Source organism: Streptomyces sp. NPDC020958 (assembly GCF_055562175.1).
The window spans coordinates 738,834-758,562 of the sequence record NZ_JBVHFU010000002.1; the positions used below are offsets into that span (position 1 = coordinate 738,834).

The window sequence follows — 19,729 nt, forward strand, 5'->3', positions numbered from 1 at the left end:
AGGGGAAGGTCTCTCCTCCCCCTGCTCACCCCGTACCGCTCTGTGTCAGAACTGCTCAGAACCAGGTCAGTTGAGCTTGACCGTGTCCCACAGGATCTGGTGACCGGCGATCTTCATCGACTTGATCTTGTCGCTGAAGCCCGTGTTCAGGGTGTAGAAGTACACCGGGATGTACGGCAGGTCCTTGAGGAGGACGTCGTCCGCCTGCTGGTACTTCTTGATGGCGTCCTCGTGCGTCGGGGCCTGGTCGCCCTGGACGAGCAGCTTCTCGAAGTCCTCGTTGACGTAGCCGGAGTAGTTCGAGCCGTTGGCGATGGCGTCCTTGGAGAAGACCGGACGGAGGTAGTCCTCCATGTCCGGGTAGTCCATGCTCCAGGCCATCCGGAACGCGCCCTGGTACTTCTTGGCGTCCAGGTCGTTGAGGATCGTCTGGAACTGCTCGAACGGCTTGGCCGTCACCTTGACGCCGAGGGCCTGCTGGATCTGGTTCGAGACGGCCTCGACCCACTCCTTGTGGCCGCCGTCCGCGTTGTAGCCGATCTCCAGCGTGTTGCCCGGCAGGCCGCCGCTCTGCTTGTAGAGCTCCTTGGCCTTGGTCGGGTTGTAGGTGCACGAATCGCCGCAGGCGCCCTTGCGGTAGCCGTCGATGATCGGGCTGATGTAGTCGTCCGCGGGCGTACGGGAACCGAGGAAGACCTTGTCCGCGATCGTCTTGCGGTCGATCGACATGGAGATGGCCTTGCGGAGGTCCGCGTTCTGGAAGGCCTTGTTGTACTTGATCGGGAAACCGATGTAACCGACGGCCGAGTCGGGCTCGTCGATGTAACGGCCCGCGAGGTCCTTGTGGTACGTCGGGAGACCCGAGGTGGGGATCGTCAGCAGGGTGTCGAGGTTGCCCGCGACGACGTCCTTGTAGGCGGTGTCCAGGTCCGAGTAGATCTTGAAGTTGACGCCCTTGACCTCGATCTTCGAGGCGTCCGGGTACTTGGCGTACTTCGTGACGTCGATCTCTTCGTTGTGCTTGAACGTGCCCTTCATCTGGAAGGGGCCGTTGCCGATCGGAGCCTCGCCGAAGCCCTTCGGGTCCTTGAAGAACGCCTTGGGCAGCGGGACGAACGCGGTGAAGGACAGCTGCGACGGGAACGCCGAGAACGGACCGTTCAGGGTGACCTGGAGGGTGTTGTCGTCGACGACCTTCAGACCGGACAGCTTGTCGGTCTTGGGCTTCTTGCCCTGGCCCGGGTTCAGGTCCGCGTAGCCCGCGATGTGGCTGAACAGCGGGTTGGTCTGCTGCGCGTTGGTCTGGTTCGCGCCGTAGTTCCACGCGTCGGCGAAGGACTGGGCCGTCACCTTCTCGCCGTTGTGGAACGTGTAGCCGGACTTGAGCTTGATCGTCCAGACCTTGTTGTCCTTGGTCTCGATCGACTCGGCCATGGCGTTGACGACCTTGTTGTCGGCGTCAAGCTTGGTCAGACCCGTGAAGAGGGCGTTGATGACCTGGCCGCCCTCGGTCTCGTACGTGTTCGTGGGAACCAGGCTGTTCTGCGGTTCGCCGATCTCCACCGAGACCACGCCGTTGCCCTTGCCCTTGCCCGAGCTGGTGTCGTCCCCGCCGCCACCACAGGCCGTCGCGCCCAGCGCCACAACGGCAGCTATCGCAACCCACTTGGCGCTCTTGGCACCACGCATGGGGCTCCTCCTCATGAGTCCATTGATTCACCGCGGAGGGGAGCACACGACACTTCGCCGTCACCGGCGCCTGAAACCGTGAGGTGCACTCCCCGCGCTCGCAAGTCGACGCCGCGTCCAGCGCATGACCCGTTGATCCGAGCTCTACGCGCCTAACTATCTGCCATCCGCCATGGCCGAACCACACTCACAAGGTCTCGGTTCGATCACACCTTCGCCGTACATCTTCCAAAATCCGGACAAAGGGTCAGCAGAAAGATCCCTGCGAAACGGACTTGTTACACATCTATCGGTCGCGAATGTTCGTATACCGAACGCGAGTGGGATGAAAATCCAGTTGCAGAATCCCGGCGGCTGCGGCATGGGCGCAGGGGGGAGCACTCGCTGTGAGAAAGCCTAGTGCCGCGCGGGTCGCCGTTCGCGGTTCCAGGGGCAGAACGAGGGTTTTCCCTACCCTCGGACCCAGCGAAAGAGCCGGGCACCCCGCGGTGCGGGGTGCCCGGCTCTGCCGTGGGTCGGCCGGCGTCAGCCGTGCTTGGCGCGGCTGGCGGCGCGGGCCCGCTCGCGGGCGTCCAGGTTCACCTTGCGGATGCGGACGGCCTCCGGGGTCACCTCGACGCACTCGTCGTCGCGGCAGAACTCCAGCGACTGCTCCAGGGAGAGCTTGCGCGGCGGCACGATCGCCTCGAACGTGTCGGCCGAGGACGACCGCATGTTCGTGAGCTTCTTCTCCTTGGTGATGTTGACGTCCATGTCGTCGGAGCGGGAGTTCTCGCCGACGATCATGCCCTCGTACACCTCGGTGCCGGGCTCCACGAACAGCACACCGCGCTCCTGGAGGTTCGTCATCGCGAACGCGGTGACGGCGCCGGCGCGGTCGGCGACCAGGGAGCCGTTGTTACGGGTCTGCAGGGGGCCGAACCAGGGCTCGTGACCCTCGTGGATGGAGTGGCCGATGCCCGTGCCGCGGGTCTGCGTGAGGAACTCGGTACGGAAGCCGATGAGACCGCGGGACGGCACCACGAACTCCATGCGGACCCAGCCGGAGCCGTGGTTGGACATGTTGTCCATCCGGCCCTTGCGGACGCCCATGAGCTGCGTGACCGCGCCCATGTGCTCCTCGGGCACGTCGATCGTCATGCGCTCGACGGGCTCGTACGTCTTGCCGTCGACCTGCTTGGTGACGACCTGCGGCTTGCCGATGGTCAGCTCGAAGCCCTCCCGGCGCATCTGCTCGACCAGGATGGCGAGCGCCAGCTCACCACGGCCCTGGACCTCCCAGGCGTCCGGACGGTCGGTGTCGAGCACGCGCAGCGAGACGTTACCGATCAGCTCGCGGTCGAGGCGGTCCTTGACCTGACGGGCGGTCACCTTGCGGTCCTTGACCGCCGCCTTGTTGTCGGCGCCCTTGCCGGTGCCGCCCCGGCCGACCAGCGGGGAGGTGTTCGTACCGATGACCATCGAGATCGCCGGCTCGTCGACCGTGATCAGCGGCAGCGGGATCGGGTTCTCGGGGTCGGCGAGGGTCTCGCCGATCATGATGTCCGCGATACCGGCGACGGCACAGATGTCACCGGGGCCCGCCACCTCGGCGGGCTTGCGGGTGAGCGCCTCGGTCATCAGCAGCTCGGTGATGCGCACGTTGGACATGGTGCCGTCACGCTTGATCCAGGTGACGGTCTGGCCCTTGCGCAGCTCGCCCTGCTCGACGCGGAGCAGCGCGATGCGGCCGAGGAAGTTGTCGGCGTCCAGGTTGGTGACGTGCGCCTGGAGGGGGGCCGACTCGTCGTACTGCGGGGCCGGGACGTGCGACAGGATGGTGGAGAAGAAGGGCTCCAGGTTGTCGCTGTCCTGCGGGACGGTGCCGTCCTCGGGCTTGGTCAGCGAGGCCACGCCGTCCCGCGCGCACGCGTAGACGATCGGGAACTCGATCTGGTCCTCGTCGGCGTCCAGGTCGAGGAAGAGGTCGTAGGTCTCGTTGACGACCTCGTCGATCCGGGAGTCCGGGCGGTCCGTCTTGTTGATGCACAGGATGACGGGCAGGCGCTGCTGGAGGGCCTTGCGCAGCACGAAGCGGGTCTGGGGCAGCGGGCCCTCGGAGGCGTCGACGAGCAGCACCACCGCGTCCACCATCGACAGACCGCGCTCGACCTCGCCACCGAAGTCGGCGTGGCCCGGGGTGTCGATGATGTTGATGGTGATGACGTCGCCGCCATCCTTGGGGTGGTACTTCACGGCCGTGTTCTTGGCCAGGATCGTGATGCCCTTCTCACGCTCCAGGTCGTTCGAGTCCATCATGCGGTCGTCGAGCGACTCGGCGGCATGCGCCGCGAAGGCACCGGCCTGCTTCAGCATGGCGTCGACGAGGGTCGTCTTGCCGTGGTCGACATGGGCGACGATGGCGACGTTGCGGATGTCGTGACGCGTTGCGATCACAGCCATGGTGCGGCGTACTCCCGGGGTGTTGAGAAGGCCCTCTGCGTACGTCCGTGTGACGCGGGCCTGCCGGGCTTGACACGCCACGGCCTCACCCCATGTTACGTGTCGTTTGTAACCGGGGCTCGCTGGGCCGCCGGAAAGGCCGATCCCGCCGCCCTGCCCCGTGCCTACCCCTTGGTCGGACTCGCCGACACCTTCGCCCCCTTCTTCAGGAATCCCATGTCCTGGTACACCGGCGTGCGGAACCCGAAGGCCCCCACGTTCACCAGCCCCTTGCGGGCGCCCACGATCTGCGGCCGCTGGTACAGCGGCAGTGATCCCGCCGCGGCCCAGATCCGGGAGTCCGCCTTGCGCAGCAGACCGTCCGCCTCGTCCTCGTCCAGCGTCCCGAGCGCCTGGTCGAAGAGCTGGTCCACCTGGTCGGTGCCCACTCGCGTGTAGTTCTGCTCGACGTTCAGCGACCCGTCGGCCGCCACCACGGGCTTCGCGTAGATCGGCCGCGCGTCCGTCGCCGGGTACGGGGACGCCGGCCACGAGTACAGCGCGAGGTCGTACTGCCCGGCCGCGATGTGGTCCTTGAAGTAGCTGTCGTCGGGGACCTTCTTGATCTCGGTGAGGATGCCCACCTTGTCCAGCATCTTCGAGATCTGGTCGGCGACCGCCTGGAGCGTCCCCGAACCCGGTCCGGACGGCAGCACGAACCGCAGCGAGAGCGCCTGCCCGTCCTTGGCCAGCGGCCCGGCCGGCGCACCGGCCCTGGGCGCGGCGGTGCCCTTCGGCGCGTACGCACCCGGCGCGCCGTGCGCGTGGTCCTTCTGGTGGTCACGGGTGTCCTTGCCGTCGGGCCCCTTGTCGTCCTCCCCGACGATGTACTGCCCGTCCCGCCCGCCGTCGGACTTGTCCTCCGCGTCGCCGTCGCCCTTCTCGCCCTTGTCCCCCTTCTCGCCCTTGTCGCCCTTCTCGCCCTCCGCGCCGGCCGCCTTGCCCGCCGCCTTGATCGGTCCGCCGGCCACCCAGCCCGCGTCGGCGAGCAGCGCCTGCGCCTCGTGGGTGTCCAGGCCGCCGAGCGCCCCGCTGCTGTCGGTGTAGACCGCCTGCCCGGAGAGGCCGAGGTGGCTGCCGACCGGCACCGCGGGCAGCCCCAGCGGGGCCAGGACCAGCTTGGCGAGGGCCGTGCGGTCGAGCGCGCGGGCGACGGCCCGCCGGACCCGCTCGTCGGCGAGGGGACCCTCGGAGCCGTTCAGGGCCAGCTGGGTGTAGGCGGGCTCCAGCGACTTGCGGACGTCGAAGGCCCGCAGCTCCTGCTGCTGCTCCAGCCACTTCGCGATGCTCTTGCGGAGCTTCTTCGGCCCCTTCGGCAGCTTTTCCCCGTCCATGCCGAGGGCGAGCGCCCAGGAGCGCAGCTTCTTGGCGGAGGTCCGGCCCGCGCCCTGCAACGGCGTGCCGGTGCCCTTGTCGCGCCCGGCGATGATGATCCGCTCGGCCTCGGATGCGTCGATGTCCGCGACGTCGACCGTGCCGTCGGCGAGCGCCGAGGCCCGCTTGTCGCGGGGGACGGCGTGCAGGTCGATCTCGTCGAGCTTGGCCGGGCGGCCCCACCAGCGTGGGCTGCGGGTGAGCACCACGTCCTTCTTGGCGGGGTCGACCTTGTCGACCTTGAAGGGTCCGGCCGTGACGGACAGCTTCCGGCGGGCGCCGTCGTTGAAGGTGTCCGGGGCGCCCATGACGTCCTTCGGGTACAGCGGCGAGAACAGCGACCGCCAGTCGGCGTAGGGCCGGTCGAAGGTGACCCGGACCTCCAGGTCGTTGGCGCCCCGCTCGATCTGGGCGATGCGGTCGTACCCGGCGTTGCGTGCGGTCCAGTAGGCGGAGTCCTTGCCGGACAGGGCGCGCCACTGGGCGGCGAAGTCGGCGGCGCCGATCTCCCGGCCGTCGCTCCAGACGGCCTGCTGGTTGAGCTTGTAGAGGACGACCTGGCGCGGCTCGGTCTCGATGACCTTCGCCGACTCCAGGTAGTCGGGGTTGCGGACGGGCTTGCCGGTGGCGTCGACGGTGAACATCGACGGCAGGACGGCCTGGGCGACCCGGGTGGTGCCGGCGTCCGCGTCGGCCTGGAAGGTGTTGAGGGTCTCCGGTACGGCGTCCACGGCCATCTTGAGCGTGCCGCCCTCGGCGACCGCGTCCCGGGCGACCGCCGCGATGTCCGGTCCGGCGAGCGGCTTGCTGCCCTCGTCGTCGGAGCCGCAGCCGGCGAGCAGGGGGACGGCGAGGGCGCCGGCGGTGAGGAAGGCGAGGCTTCGCCGGTAGCGCTGGGAAGTGCCGCCGTCGTGAGAGTGCGGCGCCGTCGTGGCTGGTCGCGCAGTTCCCCGCGCCCCTTCGGGGCGCTGCCCGGCGCCGACTCCGCGGTGAGACATCTCTGCTACCTCCGTGTGGCCCGGTACCACGGGTGGGGTCTGTTCACATTTGGGGGTATTTTGGAGTTGATCACATGTACGTCAGTTGTACGGACCCCACTGAAAGGGACGGGGTCCCCCGGCCGGGGACGACACGGCGGCGGGGACTGTCAAAGCCCACCCGTGCGGCGCAACGCCCCGGCGCACACAGAGCGCGTGCGGGCGTGCGACGGAGGCCTGCAATCCGCCAATCGCTGCACATGGCTTCACATCGGCAGGTGTGACGCGCAACACTCGCAGGCGCATGAACGTCGCCGCCTTGGACCACCGAGTCCGTGGAAGTGAGGTCACGTCATGTCCGTGCACGACGACCTGACGTCAGTTCAGCGCTGCCTGGAGGACCTGACCCGGTCCGTCGGCCGCCTGGAGCAGCAGCTCGGGAGCGGCGGACTGGAGATGCGCCGCGTCCGCGCCGATGCCGATCACCTGCGCGAGAGCGTGGCCCTGCTGCGGGAGGCCGCCCACACCGGCACCCCCGGCAAGCGCCCCGAGCTCGTCACCATCTCCGACGACCCGTACGACATCAACCTGTGGACGGACACGGACGACGAGGGTCTCGGCGCCCGCGACCGGCGCGCACCGTAGGAGCGCCGCCCGCAGGCCCCCGCCCCCGAACCGACCGGAGTCATCCATTGGCCACTGGTACGGAACCCCATCCGAACAGCAGCGGCGTACGCACCCGTACGCGCGCCGCGATCTCCGCCCCGCACCTGCGGACCGACCGCTGGTGGCTGGCGCCCGCCGTCACCGCGGCCGGTCTGTTCGCGTTCGTCGTCTACTCGACCTGGCGCGCGTTCGCGAACGCCCACTACTACGCGGCGCCGTACGTCTCGCCGTTCTACTCACCCTGTCTGGCGGAGAACTGCAAGAACATGCCGGCCGGGCCGAACGCCGACCTCTTCGGCAGCTGGTGGGCGATCTCCCCGGCGATCATCATCCTGATCTTCCCGCTGGGCTTCCGGCTGACCTGCTACTACTACCGCAAGGCCTACTACCGCAGCTTCTGGGCGTCCCCGCCGGCCTGCGCGGTGGCCGAGCCGCACGCGAGGTACACCGGTGAGACCCGCTTCCCGCTGATCCTGCAGAACGTCCACCGGTACTTCTTCTACGCCGCCCTGCTCGTCGCCTGCGTGCTGACCTACGACACGGTGCTGTCCTTCCGCGACCCGCACGAGCGCTGGGGCCACATGGGTCTGGGCACCCTGGTCTTCCTGGTCAACATCACGCTGATCTGGCTGTACACGCTGTCCTGCCACTCCTGCCGGCACATCGTCGGCGGCAAGCTCAAGCACTTCTCCAAGCACCCCGTGCGCTACAGGGCATGGCAGTTCGTTGGCCGGCTCAACGCCCGGCACATGCTGCTCGCCTGGGCGTCGTTGGTGAGCGTGGCGCTCGCCGACTTCTACGTCTACCTGCTCGCGTCCGGTGTCTTCGACGATCCGCGATTCTTCTAGGGACTGGGGCTTGTGATGGCGGCGGTGGAGCGGCAGCAGTGGGACGTGGTGGTCGTCGGCGCCGGCGGCGCGGGCCTGCGCGCCGCGATCGAGGCGCGCGAGCGGGGCGCCCGTACGGCGGTGATCTGCAAGTCGCTGTTCGGCAAGGCGCACACGGTGATGGCCGAGGGCGGTATCGCGGCGGCCATGGCCAACGTCAACGAGCACGACAACTGGCAGGTCCACTTCCGCGACACCATGCGCGGCGGCAAGTTCCTCAACCAGTGGCGGATGGCCGAACTGCACGCGAAGGAGGCCCCGGACCGGGTCTGGGAGCTGGAGACCTGGGGCGCCCTGTTCGACCGCACGAAGGACGGGAAGATCTCCCAGCGCAACTTCGGCGGCCACGAGTACCCGCGCCTCGCCCACGTCGGCGACCGCACGGGACTCGAACTGATCCGCACCCTGCAACAGAAGATCGTCTCGCTCCAGCAGGAGGACAGGAGGGAGACCGGCGACTACGAGTCCCGGCTGAAGGTGTTCCAGGAGTGCACGGTCACGAGGATCCTCAAGGACGGCTCACGGGTCGGCGGCGTCTTCGCGTACGAGCGCGAGAGCGGCCGTTTCTTCGTCCTCGAAGCGCCTGCCGTGGTGATCGCGACCGGGGGCATCGGCAAGTCCTTCAAGGTGACGTCGAACTCGTGGGAGTACACCGGTGACGGGCACGCGCTCGCCCTGCTGGCCGGGGCGCCGCTGCTGAACATGGAGTTCGTGCAGTTCCACCCGACGGGCATGGTCTGGCCGCCGTCGGTGAAGGGGATCCTGGTCACCGAGTCGGTGCGCGGTGACGGCGGGGTGCTCAGGAACTCCGACGGCAAGCGGTTCATGTTCGACTACGTCCCGGACGTCTTCAAGGAGAAGTACGCCGAGTCCGAGGAGGAGGGCGACCGCTGGTACGAGGACCCCGACAACAACCGGCGTCCTCCGGAACTGCTCCCCCGCGACGAGGTGGCCCGGGCCATCAACTCCGAGGTGAAGGCGGGCCGCGGCTCCCCGCACGGCGGGGTCTTCCTGGACGTGTCGACGCGCATGCCGGCCGAGGTGATCCGGCGCCGGCTGCCGTCCATGTACCACCAGTTCAAGGAGCTGGCGGACGTGGACATCACCGCGGAGGCCATGGAGGTCGGGCCGACCTGCCACTACGTGATGGGCGGGGTCGCGGTGGACTCCGACACCGCCGCCGCGCGCGGGGTACCGGGGCTGTTCGCGGCCGGTGAGGTGGCCGGCGGCATGCACGGCTCCAACCGGCTCGGCGGCAACTCGCTGTCCGACCTGCTGGTGTTCGGCCGCCGGGCGGGCTGGCACGCGGCCGACTACGCGGCGGACCTCGGCACCCGGCCGACGGTGGACGACGCGCAGGTCGACACCGCGGCCGCGGAGGCGCTGCGCCCGTTCTCCGCGGAGAGCGAGGAACCCGGCGCGGGCCCGCCGGAGAACCCGTACACCCTCCACCAGGAACTCCAGCAGGCCATGAACGACCTGGTCGGCATCATCCGCCGGGAGGGCGAGATGGAGCAGGCCCTGGAGCGGCTCGCCGCGCTGCGGGTCCGGGCCCGCCGGGCCGGGGTGGAGGGCCACCGCCAGTTCAACCCGGGCTGGCACCTCGCCCTGGACCTCAGGAACATGCTGCTGGTCAGCGAGTGCGTGGCGCGGGCGGCACTGGAGCGCACCGAGTCGCGCGGCGGCCACACCCGCGAGGACCACCCGACCATGGACCGCAGGTGGCGCCCCGTGAACCTGCTGTGCCGGCTGACCGATCCGACGGGCGGGCTCGCGGCCACCGATCCGGTGCGTGGCCAGATCGCCCTCACCCGCGAGAGCACCGATCCCATCCGTCCCGACCTGCTGGCCCTCTTCGAGAAGGAGGAGCTGGTCAAGTACCTCGCCGAAGAGGAGCTGTACGAATGAGCGGCTACACGGCCCACTTCAGGGTGTGGCGGGGTGACGTCGAGGGCGGCGGCCTGACGGACTTCGAGGTCGACGTGAACGAGGGCGAGGTGGTCCTCGACATCATCCACCGGCTGCAGGCCACCCAGGCGCCCGACCTGGCCGTCCGCTGGAACTGCAAGGCGGGCAAGTGCGGTTCCTGCTCGGCGGAGATCAACGGCCGGCCGCGGCTGATGTGCATGACCCGGATGTCCGTCTTCACGCCGGACGAGACCATCACGGTCACCCCGCTGCGCGCCTTCCCGGTGATCCGGGACCTGGTGACGGACGTCGGCTTCAACTACCAGAAGGCCAGGGAGGTCCCGGCGTTCGTGCCGCCCGCCGGGGTCGGGCCCGGCGAGTACCGGATGTTCCAGGAGGACGTGGACCGGTCGCAGGAGTTCCGCAAGTGCATCGAGTGCTTCCTGTGCCAGGACACCTGCCACGTGGTGCGCGACCACGAGGAGAACAAGACGGCGTTCGCGGGCCCGCGCTTCCTGATGCGGGTGGCCGAACTGGACATGCACCCCCTCGACGCGGCCGAGGCGTCCGGCCTGGACCGCAAGCGCACGGCCCAGGACGAACACGGCCTCGGCTACTGCAACATCACCAAGTGCTGCACCGAGGTGTGCCCCGAGGGCATCCGCATCACCGACAACGCGCTGATCCCCCTGAAGGAGCGGGCCGTGGACCGCAAGTACGACCCGCTGGTGTGGCTCGGCTCGAAGATCAGAAGGCGCCCGGCAGGAGGCTGAGGGCCTGCCCCAGGTTCGACTCGGCGATCTCCCGCATCTGTTCGCGTTCCGGGAAGTCGCCGTCGAGCAGCCGGAGCGGCCCGGCCACGAGGTTCAGGTGCATCGCCAGCCGGTACAGCCGCAGCCGGTCCTCGTCGAGTTCGGCGGTGCGCAGCACGTCGTAGGCCGGGCCGAAGCGCAGTTGCAGGAAGACGTGCTCCCATTCGGCGTCGAAGTACATCAGTCCTTCGATGTCGATGAGCGCGGGATCGCCCTCCTCGGTCACCAGGACGTGGTCCGGGCCGAGTTCGCCGTGCACGAGGGAGGCGTGGTCGCGGGGCTCGACCGCGTCGTAGAGCTCGCGGATCCGCTCGGTCAGCGCCCGGCGGGCCGCGCGCACCCGGGGATCGCGCTCGGCCAGCTCGGCGATGTCGTGCACGGCCCGGTCGGCGACGACCTGCTCGCACGAGACGCCGAGCGGCTTGCCGCCCTCCTCCACGAGGGCCGCCTTGCCGTATCCGGCGGCGGTGCACTCGCGGAGCACGCCGAGGGTCCCCGCGAGCCGGGCGAGCGGCACCCGGGCCGCGCCCGGGTCGCTGCGCAGCAGCAGCTCCAGGCTGCCGCCGCGGACGTCCTCGACGACCGCCGCGTACGACGGCAGGTACTCGGCCTCCTCGTCGGCGAAGAGCAGGCGCGGGGTGCGCACGCCGAGTTCGGTCAGCCGGTCGTGGGCCGACAGGAAGAGACCGAGTCCCGAGGCGTGCGCGAAGGGGTCGCGGATGTCGGCGTCGGCGGGGCCCCAGTAGTCCTCCTCCGGGGACCAGACGTAGGCGATCGCGGAGCGGCCGTTGTCGAGGGCGAGCCGGTAGACACCTTTCTTGGATCCGCCGCGCAGCCGGGTGACGGCGGCGGGAACCTTGCCGAGGGCCTCGCGGGCGAGCGGTGCGAGGTCGTCACGGGTGAGGTGGGCACGAGCGGTTGTCATGGCGTACGGACCCAGTCCTTCCGATAGGAGGTCCAGTCATCCTCGGTGGCGGCGAAGTCGACGTAGAGGGCGACGCCGAAGTTAGCGCGATCCGGGGCCGTGCGTGACAGTCCCAGCCGAACCCCCCGCACGGCCGCCGGCACGGTCTCGGCGGCCGCCCAGTGGCCGAAACGGTTCTCCCGGTAGAAGGGCAGCCCCATCAGAAGATCGGTACCGGCCGGGGTGACCTCCAGCGCGAGGCTGGTCTGCTGGGCGACATAGCCTCCGTACAGGCTCTCCAGCGGTTGCATGGTGTCGTACGACATCACGGCGATCTGGTCGACCCGGCGGGCGACCTGGCCGAAGTATTCCTGTGACCACCATTTGGGATGGCCGGTGAGAGTACCCCAGAAAGAGTGAAAGGCCGGCAGCGGATCGATCTGGTGTGCGGCGACGGACAGCAGCGGGGTCACGGGGCGCAGGGCGTCGAGCAGGGCGAGGTAGTTCCGGTCGCCGGAGTGCAGGGGTTCCAGGTCGAAGTGGACCCCGTCGAACCCGGCGGCGACGATCCCCCGGGCGGAGGCGACGACGGCGGCCCGCGTCTGCTTCTTCTCCAGGTGCATGGCGTACGGCTTCTCCGGCGCGAGTTCGTCCCCCAGCCAGGCCTGCACCCGCACGCCCGGCAGTTTTCGATGCACGGCCGTTATCAGCCAACGGGCCTTCGGGTAGGCCGATGTGGGCAGCGTGCCGTTGTGTTCCAGTGGTCCGGCATGGACGTAGAGGTCGCGGATGCCGGTGCCGGCGAGCCGGGCGGCGAGGGCGGTGACGTCGGCGTCGTCCTTGCGCCCGTCGACCCAGGCGTGGCCGAGCCAGAGGGCGTCCCTGTCCCGGGTGCGGGTGCCCGGCTCCGGGTCGCCGGTGTAGTTGACGCGGAGGGCGGTCTCGGCGATGAGGAGGGGGACGAGCAGCACCAGAACGACGACGAGCCCGGCCCGCCCGGCCCGGCGGCCCCAGGGGCCCCTCTTGGGCCCACCGGCCCCACCCGCCGTACCTCCCGACTCCGCGGCCGACGGCGGGGCCGGCTCCGGCTGGGGCTCTGACGTCGGCTCCTTCTCGGCGTGGTGTGCCATCTTGCGTCCCCCTCGTCTCGCCCTCCCCCGTGCGTCCCCGTCCCGGTCGCGGTGGCGACCGGCTGCCCATACCCTCCGAAATGTGACGTCCTTGATCCGGGGTCGGCCGAGGCATGCCACCGGGCACATAGGTGTGCGGGTGGGGCACGCGGTGCTGGGCGGGGTGACCGGGGCGGTCTGGCTGGTGTTGCCGGTGATGACGAGCGTGGCTCAGGACCCGGTTCCCGCAGGCGGCGGCACGGTCGCCGCGGCCTCGGCGGAGGGGGACGGGACGTCGGGCACCGACTACGTCCTCCCGCTGGTCGCCGTGGCGGCGGCCGGCGCACTGGGCGGCTACGGCTACGTACGGCGGGTACGACGGGCCCGCTCGCGCACCACCCCGGGGATCGTCTCCCCTCTCCCCCCGGCACCGTCGCCCGTCGACCTCGAACGCCAGGCCCGCGCCTCCCTCGTGCTCGCCGACGACTGCGTCCGTGCCAGCCGGGAGGCCCTCGGCCAGGTCGACGCGGACGAGGCCGTCGTACGGGCCCTGCGCTCCGCCCGGACCGAGCTGTCGGCCGCGTTCGCGATATGGCAGCGGTACGAGGAGGGGGCGCCGGAGGATCCCGGCGGCCGGCGCCAGGCGCTGGTGGGGGTGATCGGGCGGTGCGCGGAGGCCGGACGCCAACTGGACGCCCAGGCGGCCGGGTTCGACGCCGCGTGGGACCGGGGGGACGCGCTGGCGGCGGCCGAGGGGCGGTTCCGGGAGCTGGCCGCGCGGACGGGCGGCGTGCAGCGGGCGCTGGCCGAGGCGGGTGAGCGGTACGGGGCGGATGCCGTCGACCCGGTCCACGGGTGCCTCGAACAGGCCAAGGACCGGCTGGTGTTCGCGACCGGGCGGCTCAACCAGGCGCGTCAGGAGGCGGATTACGGCAACGGCGACGGGTACCGGCGTGGGTTGCGCGCGGCCGAGGGTGCCGTGGCACAGGCGGGCGTGCTGCTGGGCGCGGTGACCCGGCTCGTGGCGGAGCTGCGGACGGCGGCGGAGCTGCTGCCGGCCGCCCTGACGGGCGGGGAGGCGGAGCTGGCGGGGTTGCGGGGGGCCGCCCTGCCGGCCCGGCTGACCCATGCCGACGCGGTGCTGGCCGCCGTGCGGGAGGAGCTGACGGGAGGGCCGTACGACCCGCTGGACGCCCTGCGCCGGGTGGTACGGGCGGTGGAGGGGACGGGGGGCGGCCGGGCCGGGGTGATCGCGGCGGGGGCGGAGCTGGTGGCGCGCAGTGCGCTGGGGGTGGCGGACGACTTCGTCGGGGTGCACCGGGGGGCGGTGGGGGTGCGGGCGCGGGCGCTGCTGGCGGAGGCGGGGTCGGCGGCGCCCGCGGACGCGGACCGGCTGGCGCGGCGGGCGCTGGAGGCGGCCGGGCGGGACGTACGGGCGCACGGGAACCCGTTCGCCGGCCAGGGCGCGCACGAGAGCGGGCTGGCGGGGGTGGTGCTCGGGGGTGTGCTGCTGGGTGAGGAGGACGACGGGGGGCCGGTGGTGGCGTTCGGGGGGCCGGAGACGCGGGGGCGGTGGGGGTAGCAGGGGGTACGCGGGAGGGGGTGGGGCGGGTGCGGGTGGGCCGTGGTTGCTCGCGCAGTTCCCCGCGCCCCCAAAAGGGGCGCTGCGCAACCAGCCCCTCTCAGAACAGGCTGAGCAGCGCCTCCGCGGGGTCGGTCAGGCCTGTCTCGCCGTCCGGCAGCGGCAGCTCGAACCACACCGTCTTGCCCCGCGGCGTCCGGCGTGAGCCCCACGCCGCGCTGAGCAGGCCGACCAGTTGCAGCCCGCGGCCGCCCTCGTCGGTGTCCCGCGCCCTGCGGCGCCTCGGCTGGACCAGCCCGGAGTCCCAGACCTCGCACACCAGGGTGCGGTCGAGCAGGAGACGCAGCCGTATCTCGCCCTCGCCGTACCGCAGGGCGTTGGTGACCAGCTCGCTGACCAGCAGCTCCGTCGTGTCGACCAGCGGTTCGAGGTCCCAGCTGAGCAGCTGGCCGCGCGCGTACTCCCGGGCGCGTCCCACACTGCGCGGCTCGCGCGGCAGCGTCCAGTCGCCGACCTGCTCGGCGCGCAACCCCTGGACACGCGCCATCAGCAGGGCGATGTCGTCCTCGCCGTGGTGCGTGTCGAGGGTGCTGAGGACGTGGTCGCAGACGTCCTCCAGAGGCCGCGAGGGGTCGGTGAGGGCGCCGACGAACGCCTGGAGCCCCTCGTCCAGGGGATGGTCGCGGGACTCGACGAGGCCGTCGGTGTAGAGCGCGAGGAGGGAACCCTCGGGGAGGTCCACCTCGACCTCCTCGAAGGGCTCGCCGCCGACACCGAGCGGCATGCCGGGCGGGACGTCGAGCATCAGGGCCGGCTCGCCGGGTTCGACCAGGACGGGCGGCAGGTGGCCGGCGTTGGCGAACGTACAGCGCCGGGTGACGGAGTCGTAGACCGCGTACACGCAGGTCGCGAGGTAGACCTCGGACAGGTCGGCGTCGCGGGGCTGGCGGGCCGTGCGGGTGGCCTGCTGGATCCCGCCCGGGGTGCCGAGCCCGCGGGCGATCTCGTCGAGCGCGGACAGCACCTCCGCCGGTTCGAGGTCGAGGAGGGCCAGCGTGCGTACGGCCGTGCGCAGTTCGCCCATCGCGACCGCCGCGCGCAGCCCGCGCCCCATCACGTCGCCCACCACCAGCGCCGTGCGGTGGCCGGGGAGTTCGATGACGTCGAACCAGTCGCCGCCGACCTCGGTCGCCGCGTTGCCGGGCAGGTAGCGGCAGGCGATGTCGAGACCCGAGGCCTCGGGGTCGCCGGGCGGCAGCAGGGACCGTTGGAGTATCAGCGCGCGTTCGTGCTCACGGCGGTAGAGGCGGGCGTTGTCGATGCAGACGGCGGCGCGGGCGGCCAGTTCGACCGCGAGGTCCCGGTCGCGGTCCCCGAACGGTTCGCTGCCCTTGGTGCGGGCGAACTGGACGAGGCCGACGACCGTGTCGTGGGCGACCATCGGGACGGCGAGCGTGGACTGCACCAGGCCGCCGTCCGCGGCGGGCACGTACTGCGGGCGTGCGGTGCGCAGGGCGTCCGCGCAGGGCGAGTTGAACGGGTAGTGGTGGACCGCGCCGACCGCGACCGGGGCGCCGCCGCCCACGAAGGGCTCGTCGGAGACCGCGCTGGCGAAGGCGACCCGGCGCAACTCCGCGCTGCCGTCCGCCAGTCCCGGCGGGGTCTCGTCACCGGCCAGCAGCCCCTGGTAGAGGTCGACGGTGGCGAGGTCGCAGAAGCCGGGCACCACCACGTCGAGGAGTTCGCGGGCGGTGGTCTCCAGGTCGAGCGAGTTGCCGATGCGGGCACCGGCCTCGTTGAGGAGGGCGAGGTTGCGCCGGGCGGCGGCGGCCTCACGGGCCGCCGCGCGGCGGGCGGTGATGTCCAGGCCCAGCCAGGCGACGCCGATGGGGCGGCCGGTGCCGCTGTGCACCCGGTAGAGGTTGACGGACCAGTGCCGGCGCTCCTCGGAACCCGGCACGAAGCCGGTGACGTGCATGTCCGTGATGGAGTTGCCGGTCTCCAGGACCCGGCGCAGGGTGGCCGCGACCCGCTCCGCCTCCGCACGGGGCAGGTAGTCGTGGACGCCCTTGCCCCGGTGGTCGTCGGGGGTGCCGCCGAAGATGGAGGAGAACCGCAGGTTGGCGCGGCGGATCCGGAGGTCGGGGTCGATCAGCAGGAAACCGAAAGGAGATTGACCGAATATCGCCTGCGAGGCGGCCAGGTCGGTCTCGATGCTGCGTAGGGTACGGACGTCGACGACGATGCACACGGCCGCGTTCTCGCCCTCGGCGGTACGGGTGGGCATGACGTAGACCTCGGCGAGGCCCTCCTCGCCGCGCGCGCCGTCCGGGCCGTCGGGCATCCGGAACGGGACCACTCCCGTCCACTCCCGCCCGTCGAGGATCTCGGCCATCTTCCGCTGGCCGCGTTCGCGCAGGTCGGAGTCTATGAACGCCTCGATGGGGTCCATGCCGACGGCCCGCTCGGCGGGGATGCCGAAGATCTGCTCGGCGCGCAGGCTCCACTGGTCGACCAGGCCGCCGGCGCCGATGGAGAACGAGGCGACCTTGATGTAGTCGTAGATCGAGCCGGGTGGGCTGCTCTGCCACATGGCGTCGCCAGGGGCCGCGGCCTCTGCCGCGGTCCCCGCCCGCACGCCGTCCGACGGATCCTCGGACTCCGTGGCCTCAGCTGGTATCTCGCTCACGCGAACCGTCCCCTCCAGCTCACCGCGCCCGGCACCGGTCACCGGATGCGGCTGCCCGCAGTATCCAGCACTACGGCGCCGCCTGACACGGTGTTCACGATCACAGCACGGTCCAGGCGATTTCCGGACCGGTCCGTGAGAACACTTCCAGTCTTCTAACCAGGGAACACGTCCTCGAACCACCCTGTTCGGGACCCGTTGCGGGGCCACTCCCGGGAGTGGACGGCACGGCGCCGGATGTACATCCCGTTCACCCGGTTCACCCGGGTACGGCCAGCTCGAACCAGACCGTCTTGCCGTTGACGCCGGGGCGGGTGCCCCAGCTCCGCGAGGAGCCGGCGACCAGTTGGAGGCCGCGGCCGCCCTCGTCGTCGGGGCTGGCGGCGCGCTCCCGCGGGGGGTCGGGGAGCGGGTCGGAGACCTCGACGCGCAGGGTGCCCGCCAGGTCGGCGGGGCGCCTCAGGCGGACGCCGATGGGGCCGGTGGCGTGCCGCATCGCGTTGGTGACCAGCTCGCTGACGAGGAGGGCCGTGATGTCGGCGAGGGGGTCGAGGCGCCAGCCCCGCAGTTGGTCTCGGACCGCGGTACGGGCGGTACGCACGGCGCCCGGTTCCGCGGGGAAGGTCCACTCGACGGTGTCACCTTCGGTGTCGATCACACCGATCACTTCCCGTGCAGCGTGCCCGCCCATGCCCGGTTTCATGGGGTTAAGGGGCACATACCCGGTATCGCTGAGGGATTACCGCGCAGAGGGGGGCCCTGTGGTGCGAACGAGGTAAGAGGAGGCTGCCGGTCCTACAGCGCCCGGTCCTGCAGGGCGATCACCTCGCGTACCGCCGGTACGTCCTGGTCCAGCCAGTGCACCGACCAGATCTGCTCCGGTGTCAGCCAGCGCAGTTCGTCGTGGTCCTGGAGGGGCTCGGGGGCGGGTGAGTCGGGGAGGAGGCGAGCCGTCCAGACGTGGAGGACGTACGGGTCCCGCAGGGGCCACTGCCCCGGCACGCGGGCCACGGCCTCGGCCTGCACGCCCAACTCCTCGCTCAGTTCGCGCACCAGGGCGTGCTCGGGGGTCTCGCCGGGCTCCACCTTGCCGCCGGGCAGTTCCCAGCGGCCGGCCAGTTCCGGGGGTGCGCTGCGGCGGGCCGCGAGCAGGCGGCCGTCGTCGAGCAGGGCGGCTCCCACCACCACGATCCGTTCGCTCATGGCCCGGAGCCTACGGGAGGCTCAGTTGCGGATGGCGCCGTCCCCGTTGCCGTTGCCGTGGCCGACGCGTTCGACCCAGTAGAGCTGTTTGTGTCCGCGGTCGTCGAGGCTGTCGGCGATCTTCTGCGCCTCGGCCCGGGTCGCGTACCGGCCGACGCGGTAGCGATTGCCGTTGTCGTCCTGCCGTATGACGAGCCAGGGGAGAGAGACCGTGCCTTCCGTCATCGCACCCCTCCGTATCTCCCAGCTCCCGCCCATCCCCGCCCCGCTAAGGAAACCGCACTCCGCATATGCCCGAGCGTACGCCTAACCTTTACGCAGCGAATACGCCTTTTCACAAAGAGGTACGCAACCAGCCAGAACGGTGGGGGCGCACGAGGACGAATGCGCCGTCCGGACGCCTCCCCCTTCGGGTCACGAGCATGCCGGGGACAGCCGCGATCACCTGGGAAAACGGCCGGATTCCGGCGGCGGGTCAGGGAGGGGGACCCGCCCCGGGCAGGCGTGAACCACCGCAGGGGTGTGCGCTACTTCACCCGCAGATGGTGTCCGCGCTACCTCACCGGCAGGTGATAGGAGGCGCGGTAGCGGTCCGCCGGGACGACGACGTCCGCGGTCTCCACCGGGCGGCCGGAGGCGAAGTAGGTCCGCTGGATCACGAGGACCACGTGGCCGGGGACCCCACCGAGCACGAGCAGTTCCTCGGCGAGGCCGGGACGGGCGCCGACCTCTTCGGTGACGTTGTCCACGATGACGTCGATGGCCCGCATCCGCTCGACCACGCCCATCCCGCCGAGCGGGCCCTCCTCGGGCAGCATCACGGGGGTACGGCCGGTGACGGCGAGGGGTTCCCAGGAGGTGGAGAGCATCATCGGCTCGCCCGCGTCCCGGAACAGATAGCGGGTGCGCATCACCCGGTCGCCGACCTGGATGCCGAGCCGGTCGGCGATGACGCTGCCCGCCGCGGCCTGCTCACTGCTGGACTCCCAGGTGCCGCGTGCCGTCGCGTCGGCCTGCTCCTGCCGGAACGGGGTGGCGCCGCCCGCCGGACGGTAGCCGGAGCGGGCCACCCGCCGGGGCACGGGCCGCTCGCGCACATAGGTCCCGGAGCCGGACCGGCCCTCGACCAGGCCCTCGGCCATCAGCACCTTGCGGGCCTCCAGGGCGACGGTGTCCGAGACGCCGTACTCCTCGCGGATGCGGGCCTGGGAGGGGAGCCGGGTATGCGGGGGCAGCGAACCGTCGACGATCTTCTTGCGGAGATCACCCGCGACACGCAGATACGCCGGCTGCTCACCGAAAGTCACTGGCCGCTCCCATCAGGTTGTACAGACAGCAACAGCGTGGCAACCGTGGGTTGAGCGGTGCAAGCAAAGGCCAGAGAATCACTCGATGTGATGACAAAGGGTTGCGGGAGGCTTTGCGCAGGCACTTTCTCCCCGTTCTGG

The 19,729-nt window shown here is 70.7% G+C and carries 15 protein-coding genes; 5 read left to right on the plus strand and 10 right to left on the minus strand.

The window, feature by feature from the left end:
• Nucleotides 1–66: 66 nt before the first annotated feature.
• The 3 genes from ACZ3KP_RS09140 to ACZ3KP_RS09150 form a co-directional block, all read right to left on the minus strand.
• Complete coding sequence (locus ACZ3KP_RS09140; protein ID WP_467497702.1) at nt 67–1,689, minus strand: peptide ABC transporter substrate-binding protein; 1,623 nt, start codon at nt 1,687–1,689, stop codon at nt 67–69.
• A gap of 525 nt (nt 1,690–2,214) precedes the next feature.
• Complete coding sequence (typA, locus tag ACZ3KP_RS09145) at nt 2,215–4,122, minus strand: translational GTPase TypA (protein WP_358987822.1); 1,908 nt, start codon at nt 4,120–4,122, stop codon at nt 2,215–2,217.
• 173 nt (nt 4,123–4,295) lie between these two features.
• On the minus strand, nt 4,296–6,542 hold the full coding sequence (locus ACZ3KP_RS09150) for an ABC transporter family substrate-binding protein (protein ID WP_467497704.1): 2,247 nt from the start codon (nt 6,540–6,542) through the stop codon (nt 4,296–4,298).
• 333 nt (nt 6,543–6,875) lie between these two features.
• On the opposite strand from ACZ3KP_RS09150, the gene ACZ3KP_RS09155 reads away from it, so the two are divergent.
• From ACZ3KP_RS09155 to ACZ3KP_RS09170, 4 genes are read left to right on the plus strand one after another with little or no spacing between them, the layout of a single operon-like run.
• A complete protein-coding gene (locus tag ACZ3KP_RS09155) occupies nt 6,876–7,166 on the plus strand; it encodes a hypothetical protein (RefSeq protein WP_132888667.1) in 291 nt (96 codons plus the stop codon).
• Between the two features lie 47 nt (nt 7,167–7,213).
• Nucleotides 7,214–8,035 carry a hypothetical protein gene (locus ACZ3KP_RS09160; protein ID WP_467497706.1) on the plus strand — a complete coding sequence of 274 codons (822 nt, stop codon included), beginning with the start codon at nt 7,214–7,216 and terminating at the stop codon, nt 8,033–8,035.
• Nucleotides 8,036–8,050: 15 nt separating this feature from the next.
• Nucleotides 8,051–9,982: a fumarate reductase/succinate dehydrogenase flavoprotein subunit gene (locus tag ACZ3KP_RS09165; RefSeq protein WP_467497708.1), complete on the plus strand. Its 1,932-nt coding sequence runs from the start codon at nt 8,051–8,053 to the stop codon at nt 9,980–9,982.
• On the plus strand, nt 9,979–10,755 hold the full coding sequence (locus ACZ3KP_RS09170; RefSeq protein ID WP_467497710.1) for a succinate dehydrogenase/fumarate reductase iron-sulfur subunit: 777 nt from the start codon (nt 9,979–9,981) through the stop codon (nt 10,753–10,755). Before ACZ3KP_RS09165 ends, ACZ3KP_RS09170 begins: the two co-directional genes overlap by 4 nt.
• Here the strand turns inward: ACZ3KP_RS09170 and ACZ3KP_RS09175 are convergent.
• Together ACZ3KP_RS09175 and ACZ3KP_RS09180 are read right to left on the minus strand one after the other, a co-directional pair.
• Nucleotides 10,730–11,719, minus strand: a complete 990-nt coding sequence (locus tag ACZ3KP_RS09175; protein ID WP_467497712.1) for a phosphotransferase family protein — start codon at nt 11,717–11,719, stop codon at nt 10,730–10,732. The genes ACZ3KP_RS09170 and ACZ3KP_RS09175 overlap by 26 nt on opposite strands.
• Nucleotides 11,716–12,828, minus strand: coding sequence for a glycoside hydrolase family 18 protein (locus tag ACZ3KP_RS09180; protein WP_467497714.1), 1,113 nt, complete (start codon nt 12,826–12,828; stop codon nt 11,716–11,718). The genes ACZ3KP_RS09175 and ACZ3KP_RS09180 overlap by 4 nt, the downstream gene beginning before the upstream one ends.
• 82 nt (nt 12,829–12,910) lie before the next feature.
• Here ACZ3KP_RS09180 and ACZ3KP_RS09185 point away from each other — a divergent pair, with 82 nt between their 5' ends.
• The gene (locus ACZ3KP_RS09185) at nt 12,911–14,389 is read left to right on the plus strand and encodes a hypothetical protein (RefSeq protein WP_467497715.1); all 1,479 of its coding nucleotides are present in this window, start codon (nt 12,911–12,913) and stop codon (nt 14,387–14,389) included.
• A gap of 100 nt (nt 14,390–14,489) precedes the next feature.
• Here ACZ3KP_RS09185 and ACZ3KP_RS09190 read toward each other — a convergent pair whose 3' ends face one another.
• The 5 genes from ACZ3KP_RS09190 to ACZ3KP_RS09210 all read right to left on the minus strand — a co-directional run bounded on the left by ACZ3KP_RS09190 (nt 14,490) and on the right by ACZ3KP_RS09210 (nt 19,588).
• Complete coding sequence (locus ACZ3KP_RS09190; protein ID WP_467497716.1) at nt 14,490–17,078, minus strand: SpoIIE family protein phosphatase; 2,589 nt, start codon at nt 17,076–17,078, stop codon at nt 14,490–14,492.
• Between the two features lie 259 nt (nt 17,079–17,337).
• Entirely contained in the window at nt 17,338–17,781 is a 444-nt protein-coding gene (locus ACZ3KP_RS09195; protein WP_467497718.1) for an ATP-binding protein, read from the minus strand.
• 92 nt (nt 17,782–17,873) lie between these two features.
• Nucleotides 17,874–18,281 (minus strand): (deoxy)nucleoside triphosphate pyrophosphohydrolase, encoded by a 408-nt coding sequence (locus ACZ3KP_RS09200; protein ID WP_467497719.1) that lies wholly within the window; start codon nt 18,279–18,281, stop codon nt 17,874–17,876.
• A gap of 21 nt (nt 18,282–18,302) precedes the next feature.
• On the minus strand, nt 18,303–18,506 hold the full coding sequence (locus tag ACZ3KP_RS09205) for an SPOR domain-containing protein (RefSeq protein WP_358984177.1): 204 nt from the start codon (nt 18,504–18,506) through the stop codon (nt 18,303–18,305).
• Between the two features lie 329 nt (nt 18,507–18,835).
• Nucleotides 18,836–19,588 (minus strand): GntR family transcriptional regulator, encoded by a 753-nt coding sequence (locus ACZ3KP_RS09210; protein ID WP_467497722.1) that lies wholly within the window; start codon nt 19,586–19,588, stop codon nt 18,836–18,838.
• Nucleotides 19,589–19,729 lie beyond the last annotated feature (141 nt).